The following is a 21,564-nucleotide window of genomic DNA, read 5'->3' as shown; positions in this document are numbered from 1 at the left end:
CGGAGACTCAATCGATGCGATGCATGCTCTCGTTCCGTTCCCTCTCGGCCGCGGCCATTCTGGCTTTCGGCGCTAGCACGGCGGCTCAGGCCGCGACGGAAATCCAGTTCTGGCACGCGATGGAAGCCGCCCTCGGCGAGCGCGTGAACGACATCGCCAACGACTTCAATGCATCGCAGAGCGACTACAAGATCGTGCCGGTGTTCAAGGGCACGTATGACCAGACGCTCGCGGCGGGCATCGCGGCGTATCGCAGCGGCAACGCGCCCGCGATCCTGCAAGTCTATGAAGTCGGCACCGCCACGATGATGCAAGCGAAGAAGGCCGTGCTGCCGGTCTACGACGTCTTCAAGCAGGCGGGCGTGCCGCTCGACGAGAAAGCGTTCGTACCGACCATCTCCGGCTATTACAGCGACGCCAAGACCGGGCATCTCATCTCGATGCCGTTCAACAGTTCCACGCCGGTCCTCTACTACAACAAGGACGCGTTCAAGAAGGCGGGCCTCGATCCGAACCAGCCGCCGAAGACCTGGGCCGATGTCGAAGCCGATGCGAAAAAGCTGAAGGCCGCGGGCTACTCGTGCGGGTATTCGTCCGGCTGGCAGAGCTGGATTCATCTCGAGAACTACAGCGCGTGGCACGCCGCGCCGTTCGCATCCAAGAACAACGGCTTCGATGGCCTCGACGCCACGCTCGAATTCAACAAGCCGCTGCAGGTCGCGCACATCCAGTTCCTTCAGAACATGGCGAAGGACGGCACCTTCACCTATGTCGGCCGCAAGGACGAGCCGGTCTCGAAGTTCTATAGCGGCGATTGCGGGATCATCACGAATTCGTCGGGATCGCGCGCGACCATCCAGAAGTACGCGAAGTTCGAGTACGGCGTCGGCATGATGCCGTACGACGCCAGCGTGAAGGGCGCGCCGCAGAACGCGATCATCGGCGGCGCGAGTCTTTGGGTGCTCTCGGGCAAGGACCCGGCGGTGTACAAGGGCGTCGCGAAGTTCCTCGCGTATCTTTCGTCGCCGAAGGTCGCGGCGAAGTGGCATCAGGACACGGGTTATCTGCCGGTGACGACGGCTGCCTACGAACTCACGCAGAAGCAGGGCTTCTACGACAAGAACCCCGGCGCGGACATCGCCATCAAGCAGATGTTGAACAAGCCGCCGCTTGCCTATACGAAGGGCTTGCGCCTCGGCAACATGCCGCAGATCCGCACGGTCGTCGATGAGGAACTGGAGCAAGTCTGGGCCGGCAAGAAGACGCCGCAGCAGGCGCTCGATTCTTCCGTGCAGCGCGGCGACGAACTTCTGCGCCGCTTCGAGAAAAGCGGCGGCTGAACGAGACGCGCGACGCTCAAGCGCCCGCGACTCGCGCGGGCGCGCTTGAAGGACATGTCAATGGAAAAACGGTCTCGTTTCGACACGAGCGTCTTGCCGTATCTGCTGGTCGCGCCGCAGCTCGCCATCACGGCGCTCTTCTTTCTGTGGCCGGCGGGCGAGGCGCTCTGGCAGGCCACGCAAAGTCAGGACGCATTCGGCACATCGAGCGAATTCGTCGGGTTCGCGAACTTCAGGCAGCTTTTCGCGGACCCGCTCTATCTTTCGTCGTTCAGTACGACGATGATTTTCTGCGCGCTCGTCACCGTGTCGGGCCTCGTGATATCGCTCGTGCTCGCAGCCTGCGCGGATCGCGTGACGCGCGGCGCGAAGGCGTATCAAACGCTGCTCATCTGGCCGTATGCGGTCGCGCCGGCCATCGCTGCTGTGCTGTGGTCGTTTCTGTTCAATCCGAGCATCGGGCTCGTGACGTATGCGCTCGCCAAAGAGGGCATCGTCTGGAATCACGCGCTCAATGGCACGCAGGCCATGTTTCTCGTCGTGCTCGCGTCCGTATGGAAGCAGGTCAGCTACAACTTCCTGTTCTTCTACGCCGGGCTTCAGGCGATTCCGCAATCGCTGATCGAAGCCGCCGCCATCGACGGCGCCGGTCCCGTGCGACGTTTCTTCGGCATTGCCTTGCCGCTGCTTTCGCCGACGACGTTCTTCCTGCTCGTCGTCAATCTGGTCTACGCGTTCTTCGATACGTTCCCCGTCATCGACGCCGCAACGGGCGGCGGTCCCGCGCAATCGACGAAGACGCTCATCTACAAGATCTTCGCGGAAGGGTTTCAGGGCCTCGACATCGGGAGTTCGGGCGCGCAGTCCGTCGTGCTGATGGTGATCGTCGTGGCGCTCACCATCGTGCAGTTCCGTTTCGTCGAACGCAGGGTGCAATATTCATGATCGAGAATCGCCGCGGCTTCGATATCTTCTGTCATGCGGTGCTGATACTCGGCGTCGCGCTGATCGTCTTTCCGGTCTACGTCGCGTTCTGCGCGGCCTCGATGAGCGCGAAGGAAGTCTTCACCGTGCCGCTTTCGCTCGTCCCGAGCACGCATCTGTTCGAAAACGTCGCGCACATCTGGACGCACGGCAGCGGCAACGCCGCCGCGCCGTTCGGACGCATGCTCGTCAACAGTCTCGTGATGGCGCTCGTCATCTCCATCGGCAAGATCGCGGTGTCCATCATTTCGGCGTACGCCATCGTGTTCTTCCGCTTTCCGTTGAAGAACCTCGCGTTCTGGCTGATCTTCGTCACGCTGATGCTGCCGGTCGAAGTGCGCATCTTTCCGACGGTGCAGGTCGTTTCGTCGATGCATCTCGCCAACACGTATGCAGGCCTCACGCTGCCGCTCATTGCGTCGGCTACGGCTACGTTCCTGTTCCGCCAGTTCTTCATGACGCTGCCCGACGAACTGATGGAAGCGGCGCGCATCGACGGCGCGGGGCCGCTGCGCTTTTTCTGGGACGTGGTGCTGCCGCTTTCGAAGACGAACATTGCGGCGCTGTTCGTCATCACGTTCATCTATGGGTGGAACCAGTATCTCTGGCCCATTCTCATCACCAACGAGCAGTCGCTGCAAACGGCGGTGGTCGGCATCAAGAGCATGATCGCCTCGGGCGATACGGCGACCGAATGGCATCTCGTCATGAGCGCGACGCTGCTCGCCATGCTGCCGCCGCTCGCGGTCGTGTTGACGATGCAGCGGTGGTTCGTGCGCGGCCTCGTCGATGCGGAAAAATAATAAGGAGAACCGGGTTCAATGGCTGCACTGACACTCCAGGGCGTCAAGAAGACTTACGACGGCAAGCAGTACGTACTGCATGGCATCGACGTGGCGGTGAACGACGGCGAGTTCGTCGTGATGGTCGGGCCTTCGGGCTGTGGCAAGTCGACGCTTCTGCGCATGGTCGCGGGTCTCGAAAGCGTGTCGGAAGGCACGATCGAGATCGGCGGGCGCGTGGTGAACAAGCTGGAGCCGAAGGATCGCGATATCGCGATGGTCTTTCAGAATTACGCACTTTATCCGCACATGAGCGTGGCGCAGAATATGGCGTATGCGCTCAAGATCGGTGGCGCGGACCGCGCGACCATCGAGAGCCGCGTCGCGAATGCCGCGCGTATCCTCGAACTCGAACACCTGCTCTCACGCAAGCCGCGCGAGTTGTCGGGCGGGCAACGTCAGCGCGTGGCAATGGGGCGCGCGATCGTTCGCGAGCCGGCGGTCTTTCTCTTCGACGAGCCGCTCTCGAATCTCGACGCCAAGCTGCGCGTGCAAATGCGCCTCGAAATCCAGCGCCTGCATGCGCGTCTCGCCACCACGAGTCTGTATGTGACGCACGACCAGATCGAAGCCATGACGCTCGCGCAGCGCGTCATCGTGATGAACAAGGGCCGCGCGGAGCAGATCGGCGCGCCGACCGAAGTGTACGAGCGTCCCGCGTCGGTGTTCGTCGCGAGCTTCATCGGTTCGCCGGCTATGAATCTGCTCGAAGGCCGCTTGTCGGAAGATGGTTCGGTGTTCGAAGTAGCGCGCGGCGGACCGAAGCTGCCGGTTGCGGGCGCGCAGGGATTGACGCGCGAGATGTGCGGGCGCGAGTGGATCATGGGCATCCGCCCGGAACACATGACGCCCGGCTATATCGAAACGGCCAGCGCCACGCTCGACGTCGATTCGGCCGAATTGCTCGGCGCGGACAACCTCGCGCATGGCAAGTGGGGCAAGCATGACGTGGCGGCGCGCTTGCCGCATGCGCATCGGCCGCAGCGGGGCGAAAAGCTGCTGGTTTCGGTGCCGGCGCGGCAACTGCACTTCTTCGATCCGGCTACCGGATTGCGGGCGAATTGAGGGGAATCGCGATGAGAACCTGGCCGTATCCCTCTATCGTCGCCCATCGCGGCGGCGGCAAGCTCGCGCCGGAGAACACGCTCGAAGGCATCCGGACGGGCGCGCGTCTCGGCCTGAAGATGATCGAATTCGATGCGAAGCTGTCGGCGGACAACGTCGTGTTCCTGTTGCATGACGACGACGTGGACCGCACGTCCAACGGCCACGGCGCGGCGAAGTCGATGCCCTATGCGCAACTGCGCGCGCTCGACGCCGGGTCGTGGTTCAGCGAGGATTTCGCCGGCGCGCACATGCCGACGCTCGCGGAAGTGCGCGAGCTATGCGCGTCGCTGAATCTCGCGGCGAACGTGGAGATCAAGCCGTGTCCGGGGCGCGAAGTCGAAACAGGTGAACTCGTCGCGCGTGAGACGGCGCGTCTTTGGAATGGCGCGGAGCCCGCGCCGCTGCTGTCGTCGTTTTCGTTCGAGGCGCTCGAAGCCGCTCGCGACGCCGCGCCCGATCTGCCGCGCGGCATGTTGTACGAGCGCGTGCCGGCGGACTGGCGCGAGCAGACCGCGGCGCTCGCGTGCGTCTCGCTGCATGCGGACCACCGTTCGCTCGACGAAACGCTCGTGCGCGACATCCGCGACGCGGGCCTGCGCGTGCTCGCCTACACGGTGAACGATCCGGAGCGGGCGCGCCTGCTCGCGCGATGGGGCGTCGATGCGATCTGTACGGACCGCATCGACATCATCGGCGCGGACTTTCTGGACAGCTAGCCGGGGAGAAAGCCGTCAGCGGGCGCGCGCCAGCAGCACGCCCGCGAGCAACGCGAGACCGCCAACCAGCGCGATGGTTCGCCACGGCCTGTCGCGCAAGTAGGCGTCGGCGTCGTCCATGACCGCGGCGGCGCGCTCGCGCACTGCCGCTTGGGAGTCGTTCAGACGGGCGCGGGCCGCGTCCACCTGGTCACTGATGCTCGCGCGCAGCCTGGCGGCATCGGCAGAAGCGCCTTCGCTCAAGGTCTCTTCGAGTTCGGAAAGCAGCGCGCGCAGTTCAGTGCCGATATCTTGCGCAGCCTCGCGGCCGTGGCGCGCCATGCGGCGTGCGCGGCGGCTCGTGCTGTTCCATGAATCTCCGATGGCGTCTCGCGTGTTAGGCAGTGCGTTCATGATCGCTCCGTCGATGGATGAATCGTGGATGGATGACACTCCGCTTTCGCGGCGGAAAGTGCCTTAGAGCAAATTGAATGCCGGTGTCACCGCGCGATGCACAGGCCGTCGACCCGTAATTACTGCATGGCATGCGCCGCCGCGTAAGTCACATTTACAAGGCGCGTGTAAAAGGAAACGCCGTCATGCTGTTGACACGACGGCGTTCGGACTGCATAGCGACCCTGGATCACGCGATCAGAAACGATAGCCGACGCGCAGATACGTCACGATCGGATTGATGGTGATCTTCGCCTGCGACTGCACGTTGAGCGTGCCGACAGGCGTTTGCGCTTGCGTGCTCAGTTTGGCCGTCGCCTTCAACGGAATGAACGACACGGAGAACGCCGCGAACCAGTGTTGTGTGAAATTGTACTGAGCGCCCAGATTGAAGACCGGCGCCCACGAACTATCCGTATCGACGGAGGTCGGACCATGCAGCACGGTGCGTTCGAACGCGCTGTTGGTGATCTGTGCATCGGTGAACCAGGTGCGCGTCACGCCGATGCCGGCGAACGGCCGGAATTTGGCGTCAGGAGCGTTGAAGAAGTATTTGAACAGCAGCGTTGGACTCCACTGCTTCGCGCTGCCGATCTTGCCGTACTGCGAGAGCGTCCCGGTTCCGTTCAGATCGAAGGAGGGCGGAATGCCTATCTCGAACTCGCTGGCAATGTGGTCGGTGATGAAGTAGCCCAGCGTGAAGCCGGCGGTATCTGCGCTTCCGATGCCGGCACCCGTGCCGGGTACGCTGATATTAACGGGAGATCCGCCTACACTTGTTTCTTTGAGCGGACCGCTGCTGTCTTGCGGTGCAAAGTGAAACCAGCCTGCAGTTGCGTAAATGGACCCAGCCGATTGCGCGTGTGCCGCGGTGGACACACATGCCAGTGCTGCGATCCCCGTCACGACTTGTTTTAATTTCAATTTGTGCTCCTCCTGAAAGCACGCCCATTATGAACACATCATTTCAAAGTCACCATAGCGGCACGGTAGAGCATTTTCCCTAGGGCGAGAGACCGCTTCGGAGTCCCGTTGCACGGCCCTTGCATGCGTCTTGTGTTCCCGCTGCAGCAGCGTCTCCAGTCAGCCCCCGCTTGGGGTAACACAAACGCGACCCATGGAATATCCAGAATGGCACGGCTTGCACGACTCTACGTCCCAGAACAGCCGCAGCATGTCATCCTGCGCGGTCTCGACCAGCAGCCCGCCTTCGTCGACGACCAGGACTACGAGCTTTTCATCGAATGCCTGAGGACGGCCTCGCGCGATCACCATCTCGCCATCCACGCTTATGCGCTGATGCCGCAAGCCGTGCATCTGCTCGTCACGCCGCGCGACGAGGCCAGCTTGCCCAAGGCGATGCAGGCGGTGGGCCGGCGCTACGTCGCGCACTTCAACCGGCGTTACACGCGGCGCGGCACGTTGTGGGAAGGCCGGTATCGCGCGACGGTCATCGAAGGCGAGCGGTACTTTCTGCTTGCGACGCGCGTCGTCGAGATGGCGCCGGTGCGCGCGCAGCTCGCGGCATCGCCGCAGGACTACAAGTGGTCGAGCTACCGGCATCACATCGGGCTGACGGTGGATTCGCTCATCACCGACCACTCGCTCTTCTGGCTGCTCGGGAACACGCCGTTCGAGCGCCAGCACGCGTACAAGGAATTGAGCGAGCAACCGCTCGACGAGCGAGAGACGACCCGCCTGCTACAGGCGACGCTCAAGGGCTGGGTGCTCGGCAGCGATTCGTATCGTGAGTGGGCCGCGCGCGCCGCGAACCGCCGTGTGTCGCCGCTGCCGCGCGGCCGGCCGCGCAAGATTCGGGAAACGCCCCAGACGCAGTAAGCGCGCGGCGCGCTCGATCGAACGGCGGCCCGATTTGCGGGGCGCCGTTTATTTTTGCCGCCTGGTGATATGGAGCCAATTAAATAAGGCAGCGATGCACCATTTCGATAATAGGTGACAGACCATGGAATTTAATTTGCCATCTTTTTGATTCGTCGCGTATATTTCGATTTCCGGCGTTTATTGCGATGCAGCGCGACCGGCTGTGCGCCTCGCAGCGCAGCCGAAAGCGTCCGGGCGAGATAACAAAACGGTTCAACGGCCGAGTCGGCCCCCACAGTAGAGACGGTGTCCCATGAACGATCATCAGCAGCCGGCAGCCGGTTCGCTCCCCGCCGCGCAGGGCATGTACGACCCCGCGAACGAACACGACGCTTGCGGCGTCGGCTTCGTCGCCCATATCAAGGGCAAGAAGAGCCACGAGATCATTCAGCAGGGTCTCAAGATTCTTGAGAATCTGGACCACCGTGGCGCGGTCGGCGCCGACCCGCTGATGGGCGACGGCGCGGGCATCCTCATTCAGGTGCCGGACGGTTTCTATCGCGAGGAAATGGCGAAGCAGGGCGTGACGCTGCCGCCCGCCGGCGAATACGGCGTGGGCATGATCTTCCTGCCGAAGGAACACGCGTCGCGTCTCGCGTGCGAGCAGGAACTGGAACGCACCGTGAAGGCCGAGGGACAAGTCGTGCTGGGCTGGCGCGACGTGCCGGTGGACGCCAACATGCCCATTTCGCCCGCCGTGAAGGCGAGCGAGCCGCTGATCCGCCAGATTTTCATCGGGCGCGGCAAGGACATCGTCGTGACGGACGCGCTCGAGCGAAAGCTCTACATCATCCGCAAGACGGCGAGCCATCGCATTCAGGCGCTCAAGCTCAAGCACGGCAAGGAATACTTCGTGCCGTCCATGTCGTCGCGCACGGTCGTCTACAAGGGGCTGCTGCTGGCCGGTCAGGTCGGCGTGTACTACCGCGACCTGCAAGACCAGCGCGTCGTGTCCGCGCTCGCGCTCGTGCACCAGCGTTTCTCGACGAACACGTTCCCCGCGTGGGAACTGGCGCACCCGTACCGCATGATCGCGCACAACGGCGAGATCAACACCGTGAAGGGCAACGTCAACTGGCTGAACGCGCGCACCGGCGCCATCGCCTCGTACGTGCTCGGCGACGACCTGCCGAAGCTCTGGCCGCTCATCTATCCGGGCCAGTCGGACACCGCTTCGTTCGACAACTGTCTCGAACTGCTGGTGATGGCCGGCTACCCGCTCGTCCACGCGATGATGATGATGATTCCCGAAGCATGGGAACAGCACACGCTGATGGACGAGAACCGCCGCGCGTTCTACGAATACCACGCCGCGATGATGGAGCCGTGGGACGGCCCCGCCGCAATCGCGTTCACGGACGGCCGCCAGATCGGCGCGACGCTCGACCGCAACGGCCTGCGCCCGGCGCGCTACATCGTGACGGACGACGACCTCGTGATCCTCGCGTCGGAATCCGGCGTGCTGCCCATTCCCGAATCGAAGATCGTCAAGAAGTGGCGTCTTCAGCCGGGCAAGATGTTCCTGATCGACATGGAGCAGGGCCGCATCATCGAGGACAAGGAGCTCAAGGACAACCTCGCGAACGCGAAGCCGTACAAGAGCTGGATCGACGCCGTGCGCATCAAGCTCGACGAGATCGAGCCGAAGGCGGAAGACGTCGAGACGCAGCGCCGCGAGGCCGCCGCGCTGCTCGACCGCCAGCAGGCGTTCGGCTATACGCAGGAAGACCTCAAGTTCCTGATGGCGCCGATGGCGCAATCGGGCGAGGAAGCCGTCGGTTCCATGGGCAACGACTCGCCGCTCGCGGTCATGTCCAGCAAGAACAAGACGCTCTATCACTACTTCAAGCAGTTGTTCGCGCAGGTGACGAACCCGCCGATCGACCCGATCCGCGAAAACATGGTGATGTCGCTCGTCTCGTTCATCGGGCCGAAGCCGAACCTGCTCGACACCATCAACATCAACCCGACGATGCGCCTGGAAGTGTCGCAGCCCGTGCTCGACTTCAAGGACATCGCGAAGATCCGCGCCATCGACACGTACACCGGCGGCAAATTCCGCTCGTACGAGTTGAGCATTTGCTATCCGGTCGCATGGGGCAAGGAAGGCGTCGAGGCGCGCATTGCGTCGCTGTGCGCCGAAGCCGTCGATGCCGTGAAGTCCGGCTACAACATCCTGATCGTGTCGGACCGCAAGACGGACCGCGACAACGTCGCGATCCCGGCGCTGCTCGCCACGTCCGCCATTCACACGCACCTCGTGCAGCACGGTCTGCGCACGAGCACGGGCCTCGTCGTGGAAACGGGTTCGGCGCGCGAGACGCATCACTTCGCGCTGCTCGCGGGCTATGGCGCCGAAGCCGTGCATCCGTATCTCGCGCTGGAAACGCTCGCCAACATGGCCGAGGGGCTGAAGGGCGATCTGTCGGCAGACAAGGCCATCTACAACTTCACGAAGGCGGTCGGCAAGGGCCTGCACAAGGTCATGTCGAAGATGGGCATTTCGACCTACATGTCCTATACCGGCGCGCAGATTTTCGAAGCGGTCGGCCTGTCGTCGGATCTCGTGGAGAAGTATTTCAAGGGCACCGCGTCGAAGGTCGGCGGCATCGGCATCTTCGAAGTGGCCGAGGAAGCCATTCGCCTGCATCGCGATGCGTTCGGCGACAACCCCGTGCTCGCGACCATGCTCGATGCGGGCGGCGAGTATGCCTACCGCGTGCGCGGCGAAGAGCACATGTGGACGCCGGATGCCATCGCCAAGCTGCAACATTCGGCGCGCAGCAATTCGTATCAGACGTACAAGGAATACGCGCACCTCATCAACGACCAGACCAAGCGCCACATGACGTTCCGCGGCCTGTTCGAGTTCAGGCTCGACCCGGCGAAGGCCATTCCGCTCGACGAAGTGGAACCGGCGAAGGAAATCGTCAAGCGTTTTGCGACGGGCGCGATGTCGCTCGGCTCGATCAGCACGGAAGCGCACGCGACGCTCGCGGTCGCGATGAACCGCATCGGCGGAAAGTCGAACACGGGCGAAGGCGGCGAGGACGAAACGCGCTATCGCAACGAACTGCGCGGCATTCCGATCAAGACCGGCGACTCGCTGCAATCGATCATCGGCAAGGAAGTCGTCACCGACATTCCGCTGAAGGACGGCGATTCGCTGCGCTCGAAGATCAAGCAGGTCGCGTCCGGGCGCTTCGGCGTGACGGCGCAATATCTGTCGTCGGCGGATCAGATCCAGATCAAGATGGCGCAGGGCGCGAAGCCCGGCGAAGGCGGCCAGTTGCCCGGCCACAAGGTGTCGGACTACATCGGCAAGCTGCGTTATTCGGTGCCGGGCGTGGGCCTCATCTCGCCGCCGCCGCACCACGACATCTATTCGATCGAAGACCTGGCGCAACTCATTCACGATCTGAAGAACGTGAATTCGTCGTCGAGCATTTCGGTGAAGCTCGTGTCCGAAGTGGGCGTCGGCACGGTGGCGGCAGGCGTCGCGAAGGCGAAGGCGGATCACGTCGTGATCGCGGGCCATGACGGCGGCACCGGCGCGTCCCCGCTGTCGTCGCTGAAGCATGCCGGCACGCCGTGGGAACTCGGCCTCGCCGAAACGCAGCAGACGCTCGTGCTCAACCGTCTGCGCGGCCGTATCCGCGTGCAGGCCGACGGCCAGATGAAGACCGGCCGCGACGTCGTGATCGGCGCGCTGCTCGGCGCGGACGAGTTCGGCTTCGCGACGGCGCCGCTCGTCGTCGAAGGCTGCATCATGATGCGCAAGTGTCACCTGAACACGTGCCCGGTCGGCGTCGCGACGCAAGATCCGGTGCTGCGCGCGAAGTTCACGGGCCAGCCGGAACACGTCGTCAACTTCTTCTTCTTCGTTGCGGAAGAAGTGCGCGAGATCATGGCGCAACTCGGTCTGCGCAAGTTCGACGACCTGATCGGCCGCGTCGATCTGCTCGACACGAAGAAGGGCGTCGAGCACTGGAAGGCGAAGGGCCTCGACTTCTCGCGCATCTTCTATCAGGTGCCGGTCAGCGAGGAAGTGGCGCGCAAGCATGTGGACGTGCAGGACCACGGTCTCGACAAGGCGCTGGATCACGTGCTGATCGAGAAGTCGAAGGCGGCGATCGAGAAGGGCGAGCATGTCTCGTTCATCCAGCCGGTGCGCAACGTGAACCGCACGGTCGGCGCCATGCTGTCCGGTCTGATCGCGAAGAAGTACGGCCACGACGGTTTGCCGGACGACACCATCCACATTCAGTTGAAGGGCACGGCGGGCCAGAGCTTCGGCGCGTTCCTCGCCAAGGGCGTGACGCTCGATCTCGTCGGCGACGGCAACGACTACGTCGGCAAGGGCCTGTCGGGCGGGCGCATCATCATTCGCCCGACCAACGACTTCCGCGGCAAGTCCGAGGAAAACATCATCTGCGGCAACACGGTGATGTACGGCGCGATCGAAGGCGAATCGTATTTCCGCGGCGTCGCGGGCGAGCGCTTCTGCGTGCGTAACTCGGGCGCGACGGCGGTTGTCGAAGGCACGGGCGATCACGGCTGCGAGTACATGACGGGCGGCACGGTCGTCGTGCTCGGCGAAACCGGGCGCAACTTCGCGGCGGGCATGTCGGGTGGCATCGCGTTCGTGTACGACGCGGACGGTACATTCGCGGCCAAGTGCAACAAGTCGATGGTCGCGCTCGATCCGGTGCTGCAACAAGCCGAACAGGAGCGCACGGTGGACCGCGCGCTGTGGCACGCGGGCCAGACCGACGAAGCGTTGCTCAAGGGCCTCGTCGAACGCCACTTCCAGTTCACCGGCTCGCCGCGCGCGAAGGCGCTGCTCGAAAACTGGGATGCGTCGCGTCGTCAGTTCGTGAAGGTGTTCCCGACCGAATACAAGCGCGCGCTCGGCGAGATCGGCGCGAGAAAGGCGAAGGAAGCACTGGCGGCTTAAGCCCGAAACACAACAAGTCAGGGCTCTCCGATGAAAAGGCATCGGAGAGCGCGATCCTCACTCAATACAGAGAAAGATATGGGCAAGGCAACCGGTTTTCTCGAGTTCGAACGCCGCCACGAGGCGTACGAAGCACCGCTGACCCGCGTCAAGCATTACAAGGAATTCGTCGCCGCGCTGACCGACGACGACGCCAAGGTTCAAGGCGCGCGCTGCATGGATTGCGGCATTCCGTTCTGCAACAACGGCTGTCCGGTCAACAACATCATTCCGGACTTCAACGATCTCGTGTTCCGCCAGGACTGGAAGAGCGCGATCGAAGTGCTGCATTCGACCAACAACTTCCCGGAGTTCACGGGCCGCATCTGCCCGGCGCCGTGCGAAGCGGCGTGCACGCTCGGCATCAACGAAGACCCGGTTGGCATCAAGTCGATCGAGCGCAAGATCATCGACAAGGCGTGGGAAGAAGGCTGGGTCGCACCGCAGCCGCCGAAGCACAAGACGGGCAAGAAGGTCGCCGTCGTGGGTTCGGGTCCGGCGGGGCTCGCGGTCGCGCAGCAACTGGCGCGCGCGGGACACGACGTGGTCGTGTTCGAAAAGAACGATCGCATCGGCGGTTTGCTGCGCTATGGCATCCCCGACTTCAAGCTGGAGAAGTGGCTGATCGACCGCCGCATGCGCCAGATGGAAGCGGAAGGCGTGTCGTTCCGGACGAACGTGTTCGTCGGCCGCGACGCGATTCCGTCGCACATCGGCAATACGGCGAAGGAAAGCATCACGCCGGAAGAACTGAAAGAGCAGTTCGACGCCGTGGTGGTCGCGGGCGGCTCGGAAACGCCGCGCGATCTGCCGGTGCCGGGGCGCGAGCTGGAAGGCATCCACTTCGCGATGGAATTCCTGCCGCAGCAGAACAAGGTCAACGCGGGCGACAAGGTCGCGGATCAATTGACCGCGAAGGGCAAGCATGTCGTCGTGATCGGCGGCGGCGATACGGGCTCGGATTGCGTCGGCACGTCGAACCGTCACGGCGCGAAGAGCGTGACGCAGTTCGAACTGCTCGCGCAGCCGCCCGAGGAAGAGAACAAGCCGCTCGTGTGGCCGTACTGGCCGATCAAGCTGCGCACGTCGTCGTCGCACGAGGAAGGCTGCGAGCGCGACTGGTCCGTTGCGACGAAGCGCTTCGAAGGCAAGAACGGCAAGGTGGAAAAGCTGATCGCGGCGCGCGTCGAATGGAAGAACGGCAAGATGCAGGAAGTGCCGAATTCCGAGTTCGAGATGAAGGCGGATCTCGTTCTGCTCGCGATGGGTTTCACGCAGCCGCTTTCGCCCGTGCTCGAAGCGTTCGGCGTGGACAAAGATGCGCGCGGCAACGTGCGGGCATCGACTGAAGGCGAGAAGGCCTACTACACGTCGGTCGACAAGGTCTTCACCGCAGGCGACATGCGGCGCGGGCAGTCGCTCGTCGTGTGGGCGATTCGCGAAGGGCGTCAGTGCGCGCGGTCGGTGGATGCGTATCTGATGGGCAGTAGCGAGTTGCCGCGATAAGCGGGAACAGTAGGCAAGAGACGAAACGGACAACCACGGTTGTCCGTTTTTGCTTCGGTCGATGAATGACGCGTGGTGGTTGACGTATCGGATCGCGCTTGCGTTAGTCGGACCGGCGCTTTTTCGCTTGCGCGCGATTCGCCAAGGAAGCACCCCGGCGATGCGTCCAGTTCCGAAGACCGCCGTGTCAACGCGACGCCGCCCCTCTATCCCCCGCGATCTCGCGTAGTTCACTGGCAACACGCTCGATGACTTCGCCCCATTCTCCGCGTTGCTTCTGCCGGAAAATGCGCGCGCTCGGATACCACGGTGAGTCGTCGCGGTCGTGAAGCCAGCGCCACTCGCCTTCGAAGCGCGAAAGAATCCATACCGGTTTGCCGAGCGCGCCGGCTAAATGCGCCACAGACGTATCTACGGTAATAACGAGATCCAGATTTTCGATGATGGCTGCGGTCTCCGCGAAGTCTACTGCGTCGGCCATCGGGTTCAGCGGGCGCAGATGATCCGGGATGTCCGCGAGTTGCGACTCCGGCGGTCCTTTCTGCAAGCTGACGAACGTCACACCGGCAGTCTGCAGAAGCGGGAGGAAAGCGCTCAGCCGGATGGAACGGCGCAAGTCCATATGGAACTCGGCCGGACCGTGTTTGACAGTGCCAAGCTCCGACGATCCGCCCCACACTAAACCCACCCTGTAACGACCGCGTTGCACATGTGCGTCGAGTCGCTGCTTCCAATGTTCGATTCGTGCGGCTGGCGCGCTGAGATAGGGTATCTGGCGCGGGATAGTGTCGAGCCTCGTGCCGAGACGGAAAGCCATGCTCATCATGTAGCACTTGTAGTCGTACTCGTCGAACCGGAGAGCGGCCGTCGCGTCAATGACGGCATCTGCCGCGCTGATGGACCGAAAAAGCCGCACGAGGGATGGCGAGCATGCAACGGTCAAATTCCGCACGCCTTGCGACTTGAGCATCGGAATGAAGCGCGCGAACTGGATCGCATCGCCAAGCCCTTGCTCCGGCACGATCAGCAAAGACTTTCCGTCGAGCGGCTCGCCGCGCCACATGGCCACCGGCACGCGTGACTGCTCTTCGAAAGCAAATCTTCCGGTCCAATCCGTCCATTCCTGCGACTCGACGTAGCGCGCTTCGTATAACGCGAAACCCTCTTCGTAACGCCCCGTCTTCAACAAAAGGCCCGAAAGCGCGAACCGTGCACGCACACTGTCGGGCCGCAGCGCGAGCGCATGCCGATATTCGGCTTCAGCCGCGTCGAGGCGGTTCAGCTCCTGCAATACAGCGCCCATTTCCATGCGCATTTCGAACGATGCTGGGTCGACTGACACTCCGCGGCGCAGCACGGCCTCGGCTTCGCCAAGCCGGTCTCGCATGTGTAGCGAGTTTCCGAGCATGTAGTAGGCGTCCGCAGTGTCGGGCGCGGCTGCGATCACCTCCCGGAGCGTCTCTTCGCCGTCGATCCACCGCCCGAGATACATTAATGTCTTCCCGAGCAGGTGGCCTGCCTGAACAAAGCCCGGCCGGCGGGCAAGGGCGTGACGAAACGCCGTCTCGGCTTCGGCGAAGAATCGGGATTCCAGGAGGGCGAGACCAAGGTTGAATGCGATGTCTGCGGACTCTGGCTTGAGTGCTGCGGCTTTCCTCAGAAGCGTCACCGCTTCGGGCAATTGTCCGCGCTGCCGCAAGACGAGGCCGAGGTTGTTGTGTGCAGACGGCGAGTCGGGGGCGTTCGCGAGATTCCGACGAAATTGCAATTCAAGCGCACTCAAGTCATTGGACGTTGCGTGAGTTGAGTTTTCGCTGTTCATGTGGACACACTCGGGGAACTACGTTGCGATCCCTATGCTGGAATTGCAACGATTCAAACGAAAGGCTGCTCATGTTACATACGATCGAGACGCTCGCGGTCAATAATTGTTTGTTGTACTACTCTTTGCGGAACAATGTCTTTCGTAGCGGGCATCTTCAGCCTATCGCGCCTTGTCGGATTCCGCCAGTAGCGGTTCATATCCGAATCGGCATAAAAGAAAAACCGCACGGACTTGAATGGCCCGTGCGGCTTTCTCGACGCTTCGATGCGATTTTCTCAAGCCTCCGCCATCGCCCGCTCGATCTCGATCTTGTAGTCATGGAACATCGCGACCGATTCGCGATGCGCGACGCTCAGAACTGCCGCCTTCGGCAACCGCTCGACCAGCGTGTTGTAGATATGCAGTTCGTTCTCGGCATCCAGCGCGCTCGTCGCTTCGTCGAGGAACACGAAGTCCGGCTTGTGCAGCAGCACGCGCGCCGCAGCCAGCCGCTGCTGCTCGCCCGGCGACAAGCTGCGCGCCCAGTGCGCGCTTTCGTCGAGCCGGTCGCCGTACGCTTCGAGATTGCACGCGCGCAAGGCTTCGCGCGATTCCTCGTCGGTGAACGTCGTGGCCGGCGACGGATACGACAGCGCGCCGCGCAACGTCCCGATCGGCAGATAACTCTGCTGCGGCACGAACATGAGCTTCGCATCGACGGGCGCGTCGATGGTGCCGTCGCCGAACGGCCACAGGCCCGCGAGCGCGCGCATCAGCGTGCTCTTGCCCGAACCCGACGGCCCGACGACGAGCCAGCGCGAACCCGGCTCGATCGAGACGTCCGCCACGCGTGACAGCGGCGTGCCGTTCGGCAACGCGAGCATGAGACCGGTGGTCGTTAGCGAACGTGTGCTCGTGTAATGCAGATTGATGCCGCCGCGTTCGGTCGCGGGCGACGTTTCCTCGCGGATATGCGTCGAGCGCATGACGCGCTTGAATTCGCGCAGACGGTTGACGGTGGCGCGCCATTCGACCAGCGTCGAATAACTGTTGATGAACCAGGAAAACGAATCGCTGACGGTGCCGAACGCCGACGAAATCTGCATCAGCACGCCGAACGAAAACGCGCCCGCGAAGTAGCGGGGCGCGGCGACCATGATCGGAAAGATAATGGCGATTTGTCCGTAGAAGGACAGCACGAAGGTCATGCGCTTCGTGTACTTCATGATGAGCCACCAGTTGTCGCGAATGCGCTGGAAGATGCTCTTCGCGTTGGCGGTTTCGGTGGCGATGCCGTCGTAGAACGCGATCTGCTCCGCGTTTTCGCGCACGCGGATCAGGCCGAAGCGAAAATCCGCCTCCACTTTCTGCTGCTGGTAGTTGATCGACACGAGCGGATGCCCGACCTTCTGGATAATGAGCGAGCCGAGAATCGCGTAAAGCGCGGCGGCCCACACCATGTAGCCCGGAATGACGAGCGGCTTGCCGAAGAGCGTCAGCGTCAGAGCGCCCGCGAGCGTCCACAAAATGGTGATGAAGGTGACGAGCGTGACGAGCGTCGATAGCAGGTCGAGCGACAGCGTAAGCGTGGTGGTCGCGAAGGATTGCAGGTCGTCGCTGATACGCTGGTCGGGGTTGTCGGCGAGGCGGTCGCGCTCGATGCGGTAGAACGCCTTGTCGCCGAACCATTGTTCGAGATACCGGTTCGTGAGCCATTGCCGCCAGCGGAACGCAAGCATTTGCCGCAGATACCGCCCGTAGACGGCGAGCAGAATGTACGCAAACGCGAGACCGGTGAAGATCAGCAGCAAGTGCGGAAAGTCGCGCACGTTCTTGTTTTGCAGCGCGTTATAGAAGTCCGCGTTCCAGCTGTTGAGCCGCACGTTGATCCAGACGACCGTCATGTTGATCGCGATGATCGCGACCAGAAGGCCCCACGCGACGCCGCGCTCTTCCGAGACCCAATAAGGTTTGATGAGGCTCCACGCCGATACGTCATCTGCCTTCTGCTGCGTGCTTTCGAGATTCGAGTTGACCATGACCTTGTGTTCGGGTGCGCCGGATCGCCGGCGGGTTGAGACGGTGTCGCTTGCCGTGCGGCGCGCGGCATCGACGTGCGCGCAGCCAGTTCCGGGTTCGCAGATTGTTGTGATGCTGCCTTAACTGTCGCTTAATTCGGCCCGATCGTCCGATGAACCGGTGTTCGGGGCATTGTGCCAGAGTGCCGCCGGCCGCGACCGAAGCGGCACGACGCGGCACGACGGGAGCGCTACGACCGTAGCGGGCAATCCCGGTTTGCAGCGGCTTTGCCTTTTATGCTCTAATGATCTGCGACGAAACAGGGGTGCTTCGCGCGACGTCACTGGAAACGGTGGCCGGCGCGGCGAGGCTGAGAGAGACCCTTTGCACCCGATCCGGGTAATACCGGCGAGGGAAGTTTCCGGAGAACGCGCGTTTGCCGCGCCATTCCTCCAGTCTCTTCCGGTCTTCCTTTTCCGCTCGGTGCGTCTGACGGCCGCCGTGCAGGTCTCTCCTCCGCTGATTCGCCACGTTAGTCAGTTAGTCAATCGGTTTGCCGCTTCCTGCGGCGACGCTCGCTTTCGTCGAGGCGACGCACGGGACCGGATGAGGAGACATCGGATTGTGAACAGCATGGAACAGGGCGACGCGCGCCGGCCGGACTTCGCGGTGATCGGCGGCGGGCTCGTCGGGCGGCTCGTCGCCTGGCAGCTTGCGGGCGCGGGGCACGGCGTCGCGCTCTACGAGCGTGGCGACGAAGCCGGCTCGCAGTCGGCCGCGTGGGTCGCCGCGGCCATGCTCGCGCCGCTCGCGGAAGCGACGAGCGCGGAGCCGCTCGTCGTCGAGCTCGGCGCGGCGTCGCTCGCGCGCTGGCCGGATGTGCTCGCGGCATTGCCCGAGCCGGTCTTCTTTCAGCGCAACGGGACGCTCGTCGTGTGGCACGGCGCGGATCGCGCGGAAGCGCCGCTTTTCGAGCGCCGGCTGCGCGCGAACGCCCCGGCATCGCTACTCGACGGCGGTTTCGTCAAGCTCGCCGGCGCGCAGGTCGCCGAGGCGGAACCGGCGCTCGGCTCCCGCTTCGCGCAGGGCTGGCTGCTGCCGCACGAAGGCCAGCTCGACAACCGGCAGGCGCTCAAGGCGCTCGCGGCGGGGCTGGCGGCGCGCGGCGTGCGCACGCACTGGCATACGCCGGTCGATGCCATGCCCGATGCGCGCTGGATCATCGATTGCCGCGGTCTCGGCGCAAAGCCCGCGTGGCCCGCGCTGCGCGGCATTCGCGGCGAAGTGGCGCGGGTGCATGCGCCGGGCATCGGGCTCACGCGGCCGGTGCGCTTGCTCCATCCGCGCTATCCGCTTTACATCGCGCCCAAGCAGAACGACGTCTACGTGATCGGCGCGACGGAAGTCGAGGGCGAGGACATGTCGCCCGTCAGCGTGCGCTCGGCGCTCGAATTGCTGAGCGCGGCGTTCGCCGTCCATCCGGGATTCGGCGAAGCGCGCATTCTCGAACTCAACTCGCAATGCCGGCCGACGCTGCCGGATCATCGTCCGGCCATTGTCTGGGACGGCGCGCAGACGCTGCGCGTGAACGGGCTGTATCGGCACGGCTTCATGATCGCGCCCGAAGTGGCCGATGCCGCCTGCGCGCTCGCCGATGCGCTCATCGGCGAAACGGTGCGCGACGCCGCTTCGTTCGCGCAATTCCGCGGCGATGCCAGATGGCCCGAGCTGCTGCACGGCGCGTTCGCGGCCGTGCCCGCGTGACAGGATTCAGAGACAGAACCATGAACATCCACATCAATCAGCGCGAGTTCACCTTGCCCGATGCCGCCACCGTCACCGACGCGCTCGCCGCCTTCGGCGCGAAGCCGCCGTTCGCGGTCGCGCTCAACGGCCAGTTCGTCGCGCGCGGCGAGCACGGCACGAAGACGCTCGCGCCGGGCGACAAGCTCGACGTCGTTTCGCCCGTCGCGGGCGGTTGAACACACGAAGGATTCCATCATGACCACACAGACCGCCGACGTCCTCACGCTTTACGGCCAAGCGTTTCCGAGCCGCGTGCTGCTCGGCACGTCGCGCTATCCGTCGCTGCAATCGCTGTCGGATTCGATCGACGCCGCGCGTCCCGGCATGGTGACGGTCGCGCTGCGCCGCCAGTCGGAGACGGGCGAAGCGGGCTTCTTCGACGTGCTCAAGCGTCACGGCGTCGCGCTGTTGCCGAACACGGCGGGCTGCCAGAGCGTGGACGAAGTGCTGACCACCGCCTACATGGCGCGCGAAGTGTTCGACACGCCGTGGATCAAGCTCGAACTGATCGGCGATGACTACACGCTCCAGCCCGACCCGATCGGCCTGGTCGAAGCGGCGGCGAAGCTCGTGCGCGACGGCTTCAAGGTGCTGCCGTACTGCACGGAAGATCTCGTGATCGGCCGGCGCCTGCTCGATGCCGGCTGCGAAGCGCTGATGCCGTGGGGCGCGCCCATCGGCACCGGCAAGGGCGTCACCAATCCCTACGGCCTGCGTACGCTGCGCGAGCGGCTGCCGGACGTGCCGCTGATCGTCGATGCGGGTCTCGGCGTGCCGTCGCACGCGTGTCAGGTCATGGAGTGGGGCTTCGACGGCGTGCTGCTCAACACGGCGGTTTCGCAGGCCACGTTTCCGCCACAGATGGCGCGTGCGTTTGCGCTGGGCGTCGAAGCGGGCCGCAGCGCGTTTCTCGCCGGTCCGATGGCCGAGCGCGACAGCGCGCAGGCGAGCACGCCGGTCGTCGGCATGCCGTTCTGGCATCAGGACGGAGGTGCGGCATGAGCCTGCTCGGTCGCGAAGTGTTCTGGCCGCCGGCGGACGAACTCGTGGAAGTCGCGGAGCGCATCCGCGCGCGTCTCGGCGACTGGCCCGCCGCGTCGACGCGCTGGCGCATCTGCCTGACCGCGCCCGAATCGGCCGGCGCGCAGGATTTGATCGTGCTCACGGAGCCGCGTGAATCCGATTCCGGCGCGCTTGCCAGCGACGCCGCCGTGCTCGAAGCGCACGGCTCGCGCGTGACGCTGACGCGCGAGGGCGAGCGTTTCGTGCTCGACGGCGAGCGTTCCGACGACTGGCTCGCCGCGCTCGCCGCGTTTCTCGACTGCAACTTCGAGCCGCACGACGCGCTCGTTCTGGCGCTGGCCTGGCGCACCGGCGACGAGTCGAAAGACGACGCCTGGCCCGTCGATTTCGCGACGTTCCCGCGCGTCGGCGGCCTGCCGCCCGCGCCGGAGCCGGCGTTCCCGCCTTGTCCAGCCGAACTCGGGCTCTATCCCGTGCTGCCAAGCGCGGATTGGGTCGAGCGCGTGCTCGATCTGGGCGTCGCCACGGCGCAACTGCGCCGAAAAAGCGCGGACGCCGACGATCTTCGACGCGAAATCGAACGGTCCGTGGCGGCGGGGCGTCGGCATCAGGCGCGGCTGTTCATCAACGATCACTGGCGCGAGGCGATAGCGGCGGGCGCATACGGCGTGCATCTCGGCCAGGAAGACGTCGAGACCGCCGACCTAAGCGCGATTGCGCACGCCGGCCTGCGCCTCGGCCTCTCGACGCACGGCTATTACGAGATGCTGCGCGCGCTGCACTTCCGGCCGAGCTATCTCGCGCTCGGCGCCGTCTTCCCGACGACGACGAAGGTCATGCCGACCAAGCCGCAAGGTCTCGCCCGCCTGCGCCGCTACGTGCAGCTTCTGCGCGGCCGGGTGCCGCTCGTCGCGATCGGCGGAATCGACGGCAAAGTGATCGGCGACGTGCTCGCGACGGGCGTCGGCAGCGCGGCGGTCGTGCGCGCCGTGACCGAAGCGCCGGATACTGCTCGGGCGGTCACATCGCTGCAACAAAACTTTGCAGGTCAATGCTGACAGTTCCGAAAAAATTAGGCACCGCGCACTAGGCAAAGCACCGATTGCAC

At 63.9% G+C, this 21,564-nt stretch carries 16 protein-coding genes and 1 riboswitch; of the genes, 12 read left to right on the top strand and 4 right to left on the bottom strand.

What is annotated here, in order from left to right; all coding sequences use genetic code 11:
* The first annotated feature begins 14 nt into the window (after positions 1–14).
* The 5 genes from ugpB to ugpQ are packed head-to-tail and all read left to right on the top strand — an operon-like array spanning position 15 to position 4,989.
* Positions 15–1,340, top strand: coding sequence for a sn-glycerol-3-phosphate ABC transporter substrate-binding protein UgpB (gene ugpB, locus NCR35_RS13945; protein WP_250534805.1), 1,326 nt, complete (start codon positions 15–17; stop codon positions 1,338–1,340).
* A gap of 60 nt (positions 1,341–1,400) precedes the next feature.
* Entirely contained in the window at positions 1,401–2,285 is an 885-nt protein-coding gene (gene ugpA, locus NCR35_RS13940) for a sn-glycerol-3-phosphate ABC transporter permease UgpA (RefSeq protein WP_250534804.1), read from the top strand.
* Positions 2,282–3,127 carry a sn-glycerol-3-phosphate ABC transporter permease UgpE gene (ugpE, locus tag NCR35_RS13935; RefSeq protein WP_250534803.1) on the top strand — a complete coding sequence of 282 codons (846 nt, stop codon included), beginning with the start codon at positions 2,282–2,284 and terminating at the stop codon, positions 3,125–3,127. The genes ugpA and ugpE overlap by 4 nt, the downstream gene beginning before the upstream one ends.
* A gap of 18 nt (positions 3,128–3,145) precedes the next feature.
* Positions 3,146–4,231 (top strand): sn-glycerol-3-phosphate import ATP-binding protein UgpC, encoded by a 1,086-nt coding sequence (locus NCR35_RS13930; protein ID WP_250534802.1) that lies wholly within the window; start codon positions 3,146–3,148, stop codon positions 4,229–4,231.
* 11 nt (positions 4,232–4,242) lie between these two features.
* Positions 4,243–4,989, top strand: a complete 747-nt coding sequence (gene ugpQ / locus NCR35_RS13925) for a glycerophosphodiester phosphodiesterase (RefSeq protein WP_250534801.1) — start codon at positions 4,243–4,245, stop codon at positions 4,987–4,989.
* 15 nt (positions 4,990–5,004) lie between these two features.
* Here the strand turns inward: ugpQ and NCR35_RS13920 are convergent, their stop codons facing one another.
* Positions 5,005–5,382, bottom strand: a complete 378-nt coding sequence (locus NCR35_RS13920) for a glycine zipper domain-containing protein (RefSeq protein WP_250534800.1) — start codon at positions 5,380–5,382, stop codon at positions 5,005–5,007.
* A 237-nt stretch (positions 5,383–5,619) separates the two neighbouring features.
* Positions 5,620–6,345, bottom strand: coding sequence for an OmpW/AlkL family protein (locus NCR35_RS13915; protein WP_250534799.1), 726 nt, complete (start codon positions 6,343–6,345; stop codon positions 5,620–5,622).
* A 207-nt stretch (positions 6,346–6,552) separates the two neighbouring features.
* Between NCR35_RS13915 and NCR35_RS13910 the strand changes: the two genes are divergently transcribed.
* The 3 genes from NCR35_RS13910 (at position 6,553) to NCR35_RS13900 (ending at position 13,804) form a co-directional block, all read left to right on the top strand.
* Positions 6,553–7,260, top strand: a complete 708-nt coding sequence (locus NCR35_RS13910; protein WP_250534798.1) for a transposase — start codon at positions 6,553–6,555, stop codon at positions 7,258–7,260.
* Between the two features lie 295 nt (positions 7,261–7,555).
* Positions 7,556–12,259, top strand: a complete 4,704-nt coding sequence (locus NCR35_RS13905) for a glutamate synthase-related protein (protein ID WP_250534797.1) — start codon at positions 7,556–7,558, stop codon at positions 12,257–12,259.
* A gap of 78 nt (positions 12,260–12,337) precedes the next feature.
* Entirely contained in the window at positions 12,338–13,804 is a 1,467-nt protein-coding gene (locus tag NCR35_RS13900; protein ID WP_250534796.1) for a glutamate synthase subunit beta, read from the top strand.
* A 187-nt stretch (positions 13,805–13,991) separates the two neighbouring features.
* On the opposite strand, the gene NCR35_RS13895 is transcribed toward NCR35_RS13900, so the two are convergent.
* Positions 13,992–15,626 carry a tetratricopeptide repeat protein gene (locus tag NCR35_RS13895; RefSeq protein ID WP_250534795.1) on the bottom strand — a complete coding sequence of 545 codons (1,635 nt, stop codon included), beginning with the start codon at positions 15,624–15,626 and terminating at the stop codon, positions 13,992–13,994.
* A gap of 278 nt (positions 15,627–15,904) precedes the next feature.
* Positions 15,905–17,647 carry an ABC transporter ATP-binding protein/permease gene (locus tag NCR35_RS13890; protein ID WP_250534794.1) on the bottom strand — a complete coding sequence of 581 codons (1,743 nt, stop codon included), beginning with the start codon at positions 17,645–17,647 and terminating at the stop codon, positions 15,905–15,907.
* A gap of 291 nt (positions 17,648–17,938) precedes the next feature.
* Positions 17,939–18,061: riboswitch (TPP riboswitch) on the top strand.
* A gap of 199 nt (positions 18,062–18,260) precedes the next feature.
* Between NCR35_RS13890 and NCR35_RS13885 the strand changes: the two genes are divergently transcribed.
* Genes NCR35_RS13885 through thiE form a run of 4 tightly spaced genes read left to right on the top strand, consistent with a single transcriptional unit; the run spans position 18,261 to position 21,514 of the window.
* Complete coding sequence (locus NCR35_RS13885) at positions 18,261–19,391, top strand: FAD-dependent oxidoreductase (protein WP_250534827.1); 1,131 nt, start codon at positions 18,261–18,263, stop codon at positions 19,389–19,391.
* Between the two features lie 20 nt (positions 19,392–19,411).
* Complete coding sequence (gene thiS, locus NCR35_RS13880) at positions 19,412–19,609, top strand: sulfur carrier protein ThiS (protein ID WP_159837137.1); 198 nt, start codon at positions 19,412–19,414, stop codon at positions 19,607–19,609.
* Positions 19,610–19,628: 19 nt separating this feature from the next.
* Positions 19,629–20,435 carry a thiazole synthase gene (locus NCR35_RS13875; protein ID WP_250534793.1) on the top strand — a complete coding sequence of 269 codons (807 nt, stop codon included), beginning with the start codon at positions 19,629–19,631 and terminating at the stop codon, positions 20,433–20,435.
* Positions 20,432–21,514, top strand: a complete 1,083-nt coding sequence (gene thiE, locus NCR35_RS13870; RefSeq protein ID WP_250534792.1) for a thiamine phosphate synthase — start codon at positions 20,432–20,434, stop codon at positions 21,512–21,514. Before NCR35_RS13875 ends, thiE begins: the two co-directional genes overlap by 4 nt.
* The last annotated feature ends 50 nt before the right edge of the window (positions 21,515–21,564 follow it).

The sequence above is a fragment of the Caballeronia sp. AZ10_KS36 genome (assembly GCF_023631105.1).
In the GTDB taxonomy this organism is placed as follows: domain Bacteria; phylum Pseudomonadota; class Gammaproteobacteria; order Burkholderiales; family Burkholderiaceae; genus Caballeronia.
Note: the sequence above shows the minus strand (reverse complement) of the source record. Positions and strands in the feature narration are given on the sequence as shown.

Bases quoted from the DNA above. Each gene is read 5' to 3' on its own strand.
- NCR35_RS13905 (WP_250534797.1), top strand. From the start codon at position 7,556: ATGAACGATCATCAGCAGCCGGCAGCCGGTTCGCTCCCCGCCGCGCAG.
- NCR35_RS13875 (WP_250534793.1), top strand. From the start codon at position 19,629: ATGACCACACAGACCGCCGACGTCCTCACGCTTTACGGCCAAGCGTTT.
- ugpE (WP_250534803.1), top strand. From the start codon at position 2,282: ATGATCGAGAATCGCCGCGGCTTCGATATCTTCTGTCATGCGGTGCTG.
- NCR35_RS13885 (WP_250534827.1), top strand. From the start codon at position 18,261: ATGGAACAGGGCGACGCGCGCCGGCCGGACTTCGCGGTGATCGGCGGC.
- ugpQ (WP_250534801.1), top strand. From the start codon at position 4,243: ATGAGAACCTGGCCGTATCCCTCTATCGTCGCCCATCGCGGCGGCGGC.
- NCR35_RS13890 (WP_250534794.1), bottom strand. From the start codon at position 17,647: ATGGTCAACTCGAATCTCGAAAGCACGCAGCAGAAGGCAGATGACGTA.
- NCR35_RS13930 (WP_250534802.1), top strand. From the start codon at position 3,146: ATGGCTGCACTGACACTCCAGGGCGTCAAGAAGACTTACGACGGCAAG.
- NCR35_RS13910 (WP_250534798.1), top strand. From the start codon at position 6,553: ATGGCACGGCTTGCACGACTCTACGTCCCAGAACAGCCGCAGCATGTC.
- ugpA (WP_250534804.1), top strand. From the start codon at position 1,401: ATGGAAAAACGGTCTCGTTTCGACACGAGCGTCTTGCCGTATCTGCTG.
- NCR35_RS13895 (WP_250534795.1), bottom strand. From the start codon at position 15,626: ATGAACAGCGAAAACTCAACTCACGCAACGTCCAATGACTTGAGTGCG.
- thiE (WP_250534792.1), top strand. From the start codon at position 20,432: ATGAGCCTGCTCGGTCGCGAAGTGTTCTGGCCGCCGGCGGACGAACTC.
- NCR35_RS13920 (WP_250534800.1), bottom strand. From the start codon at position 5,382: ATGAACGCACTGCCTAACACGCGAGACGCCATCGGAGATTCATGGAAC.
- NCR35_RS13900 (WP_250534796.1), top strand. From the start codon at position 12,338: ATGGGCAAGGCAACCGGTTTTCTCGAGTTCGAACGCCGCCACGAGGCG.
- ugpB (WP_250534805.1), top strand. From the start codon at position 15: ATGCGATGCATGCTCTCGTTCCGTTCCCTCTCGGCCGCGGCCATTCTG.
- thiS (WP_159837137.1), top strand. From the start codon at position 19,412: ATGAACATCCACATCAATCAGCGCGAGTTCACCTTGCCCGATGCCGCC.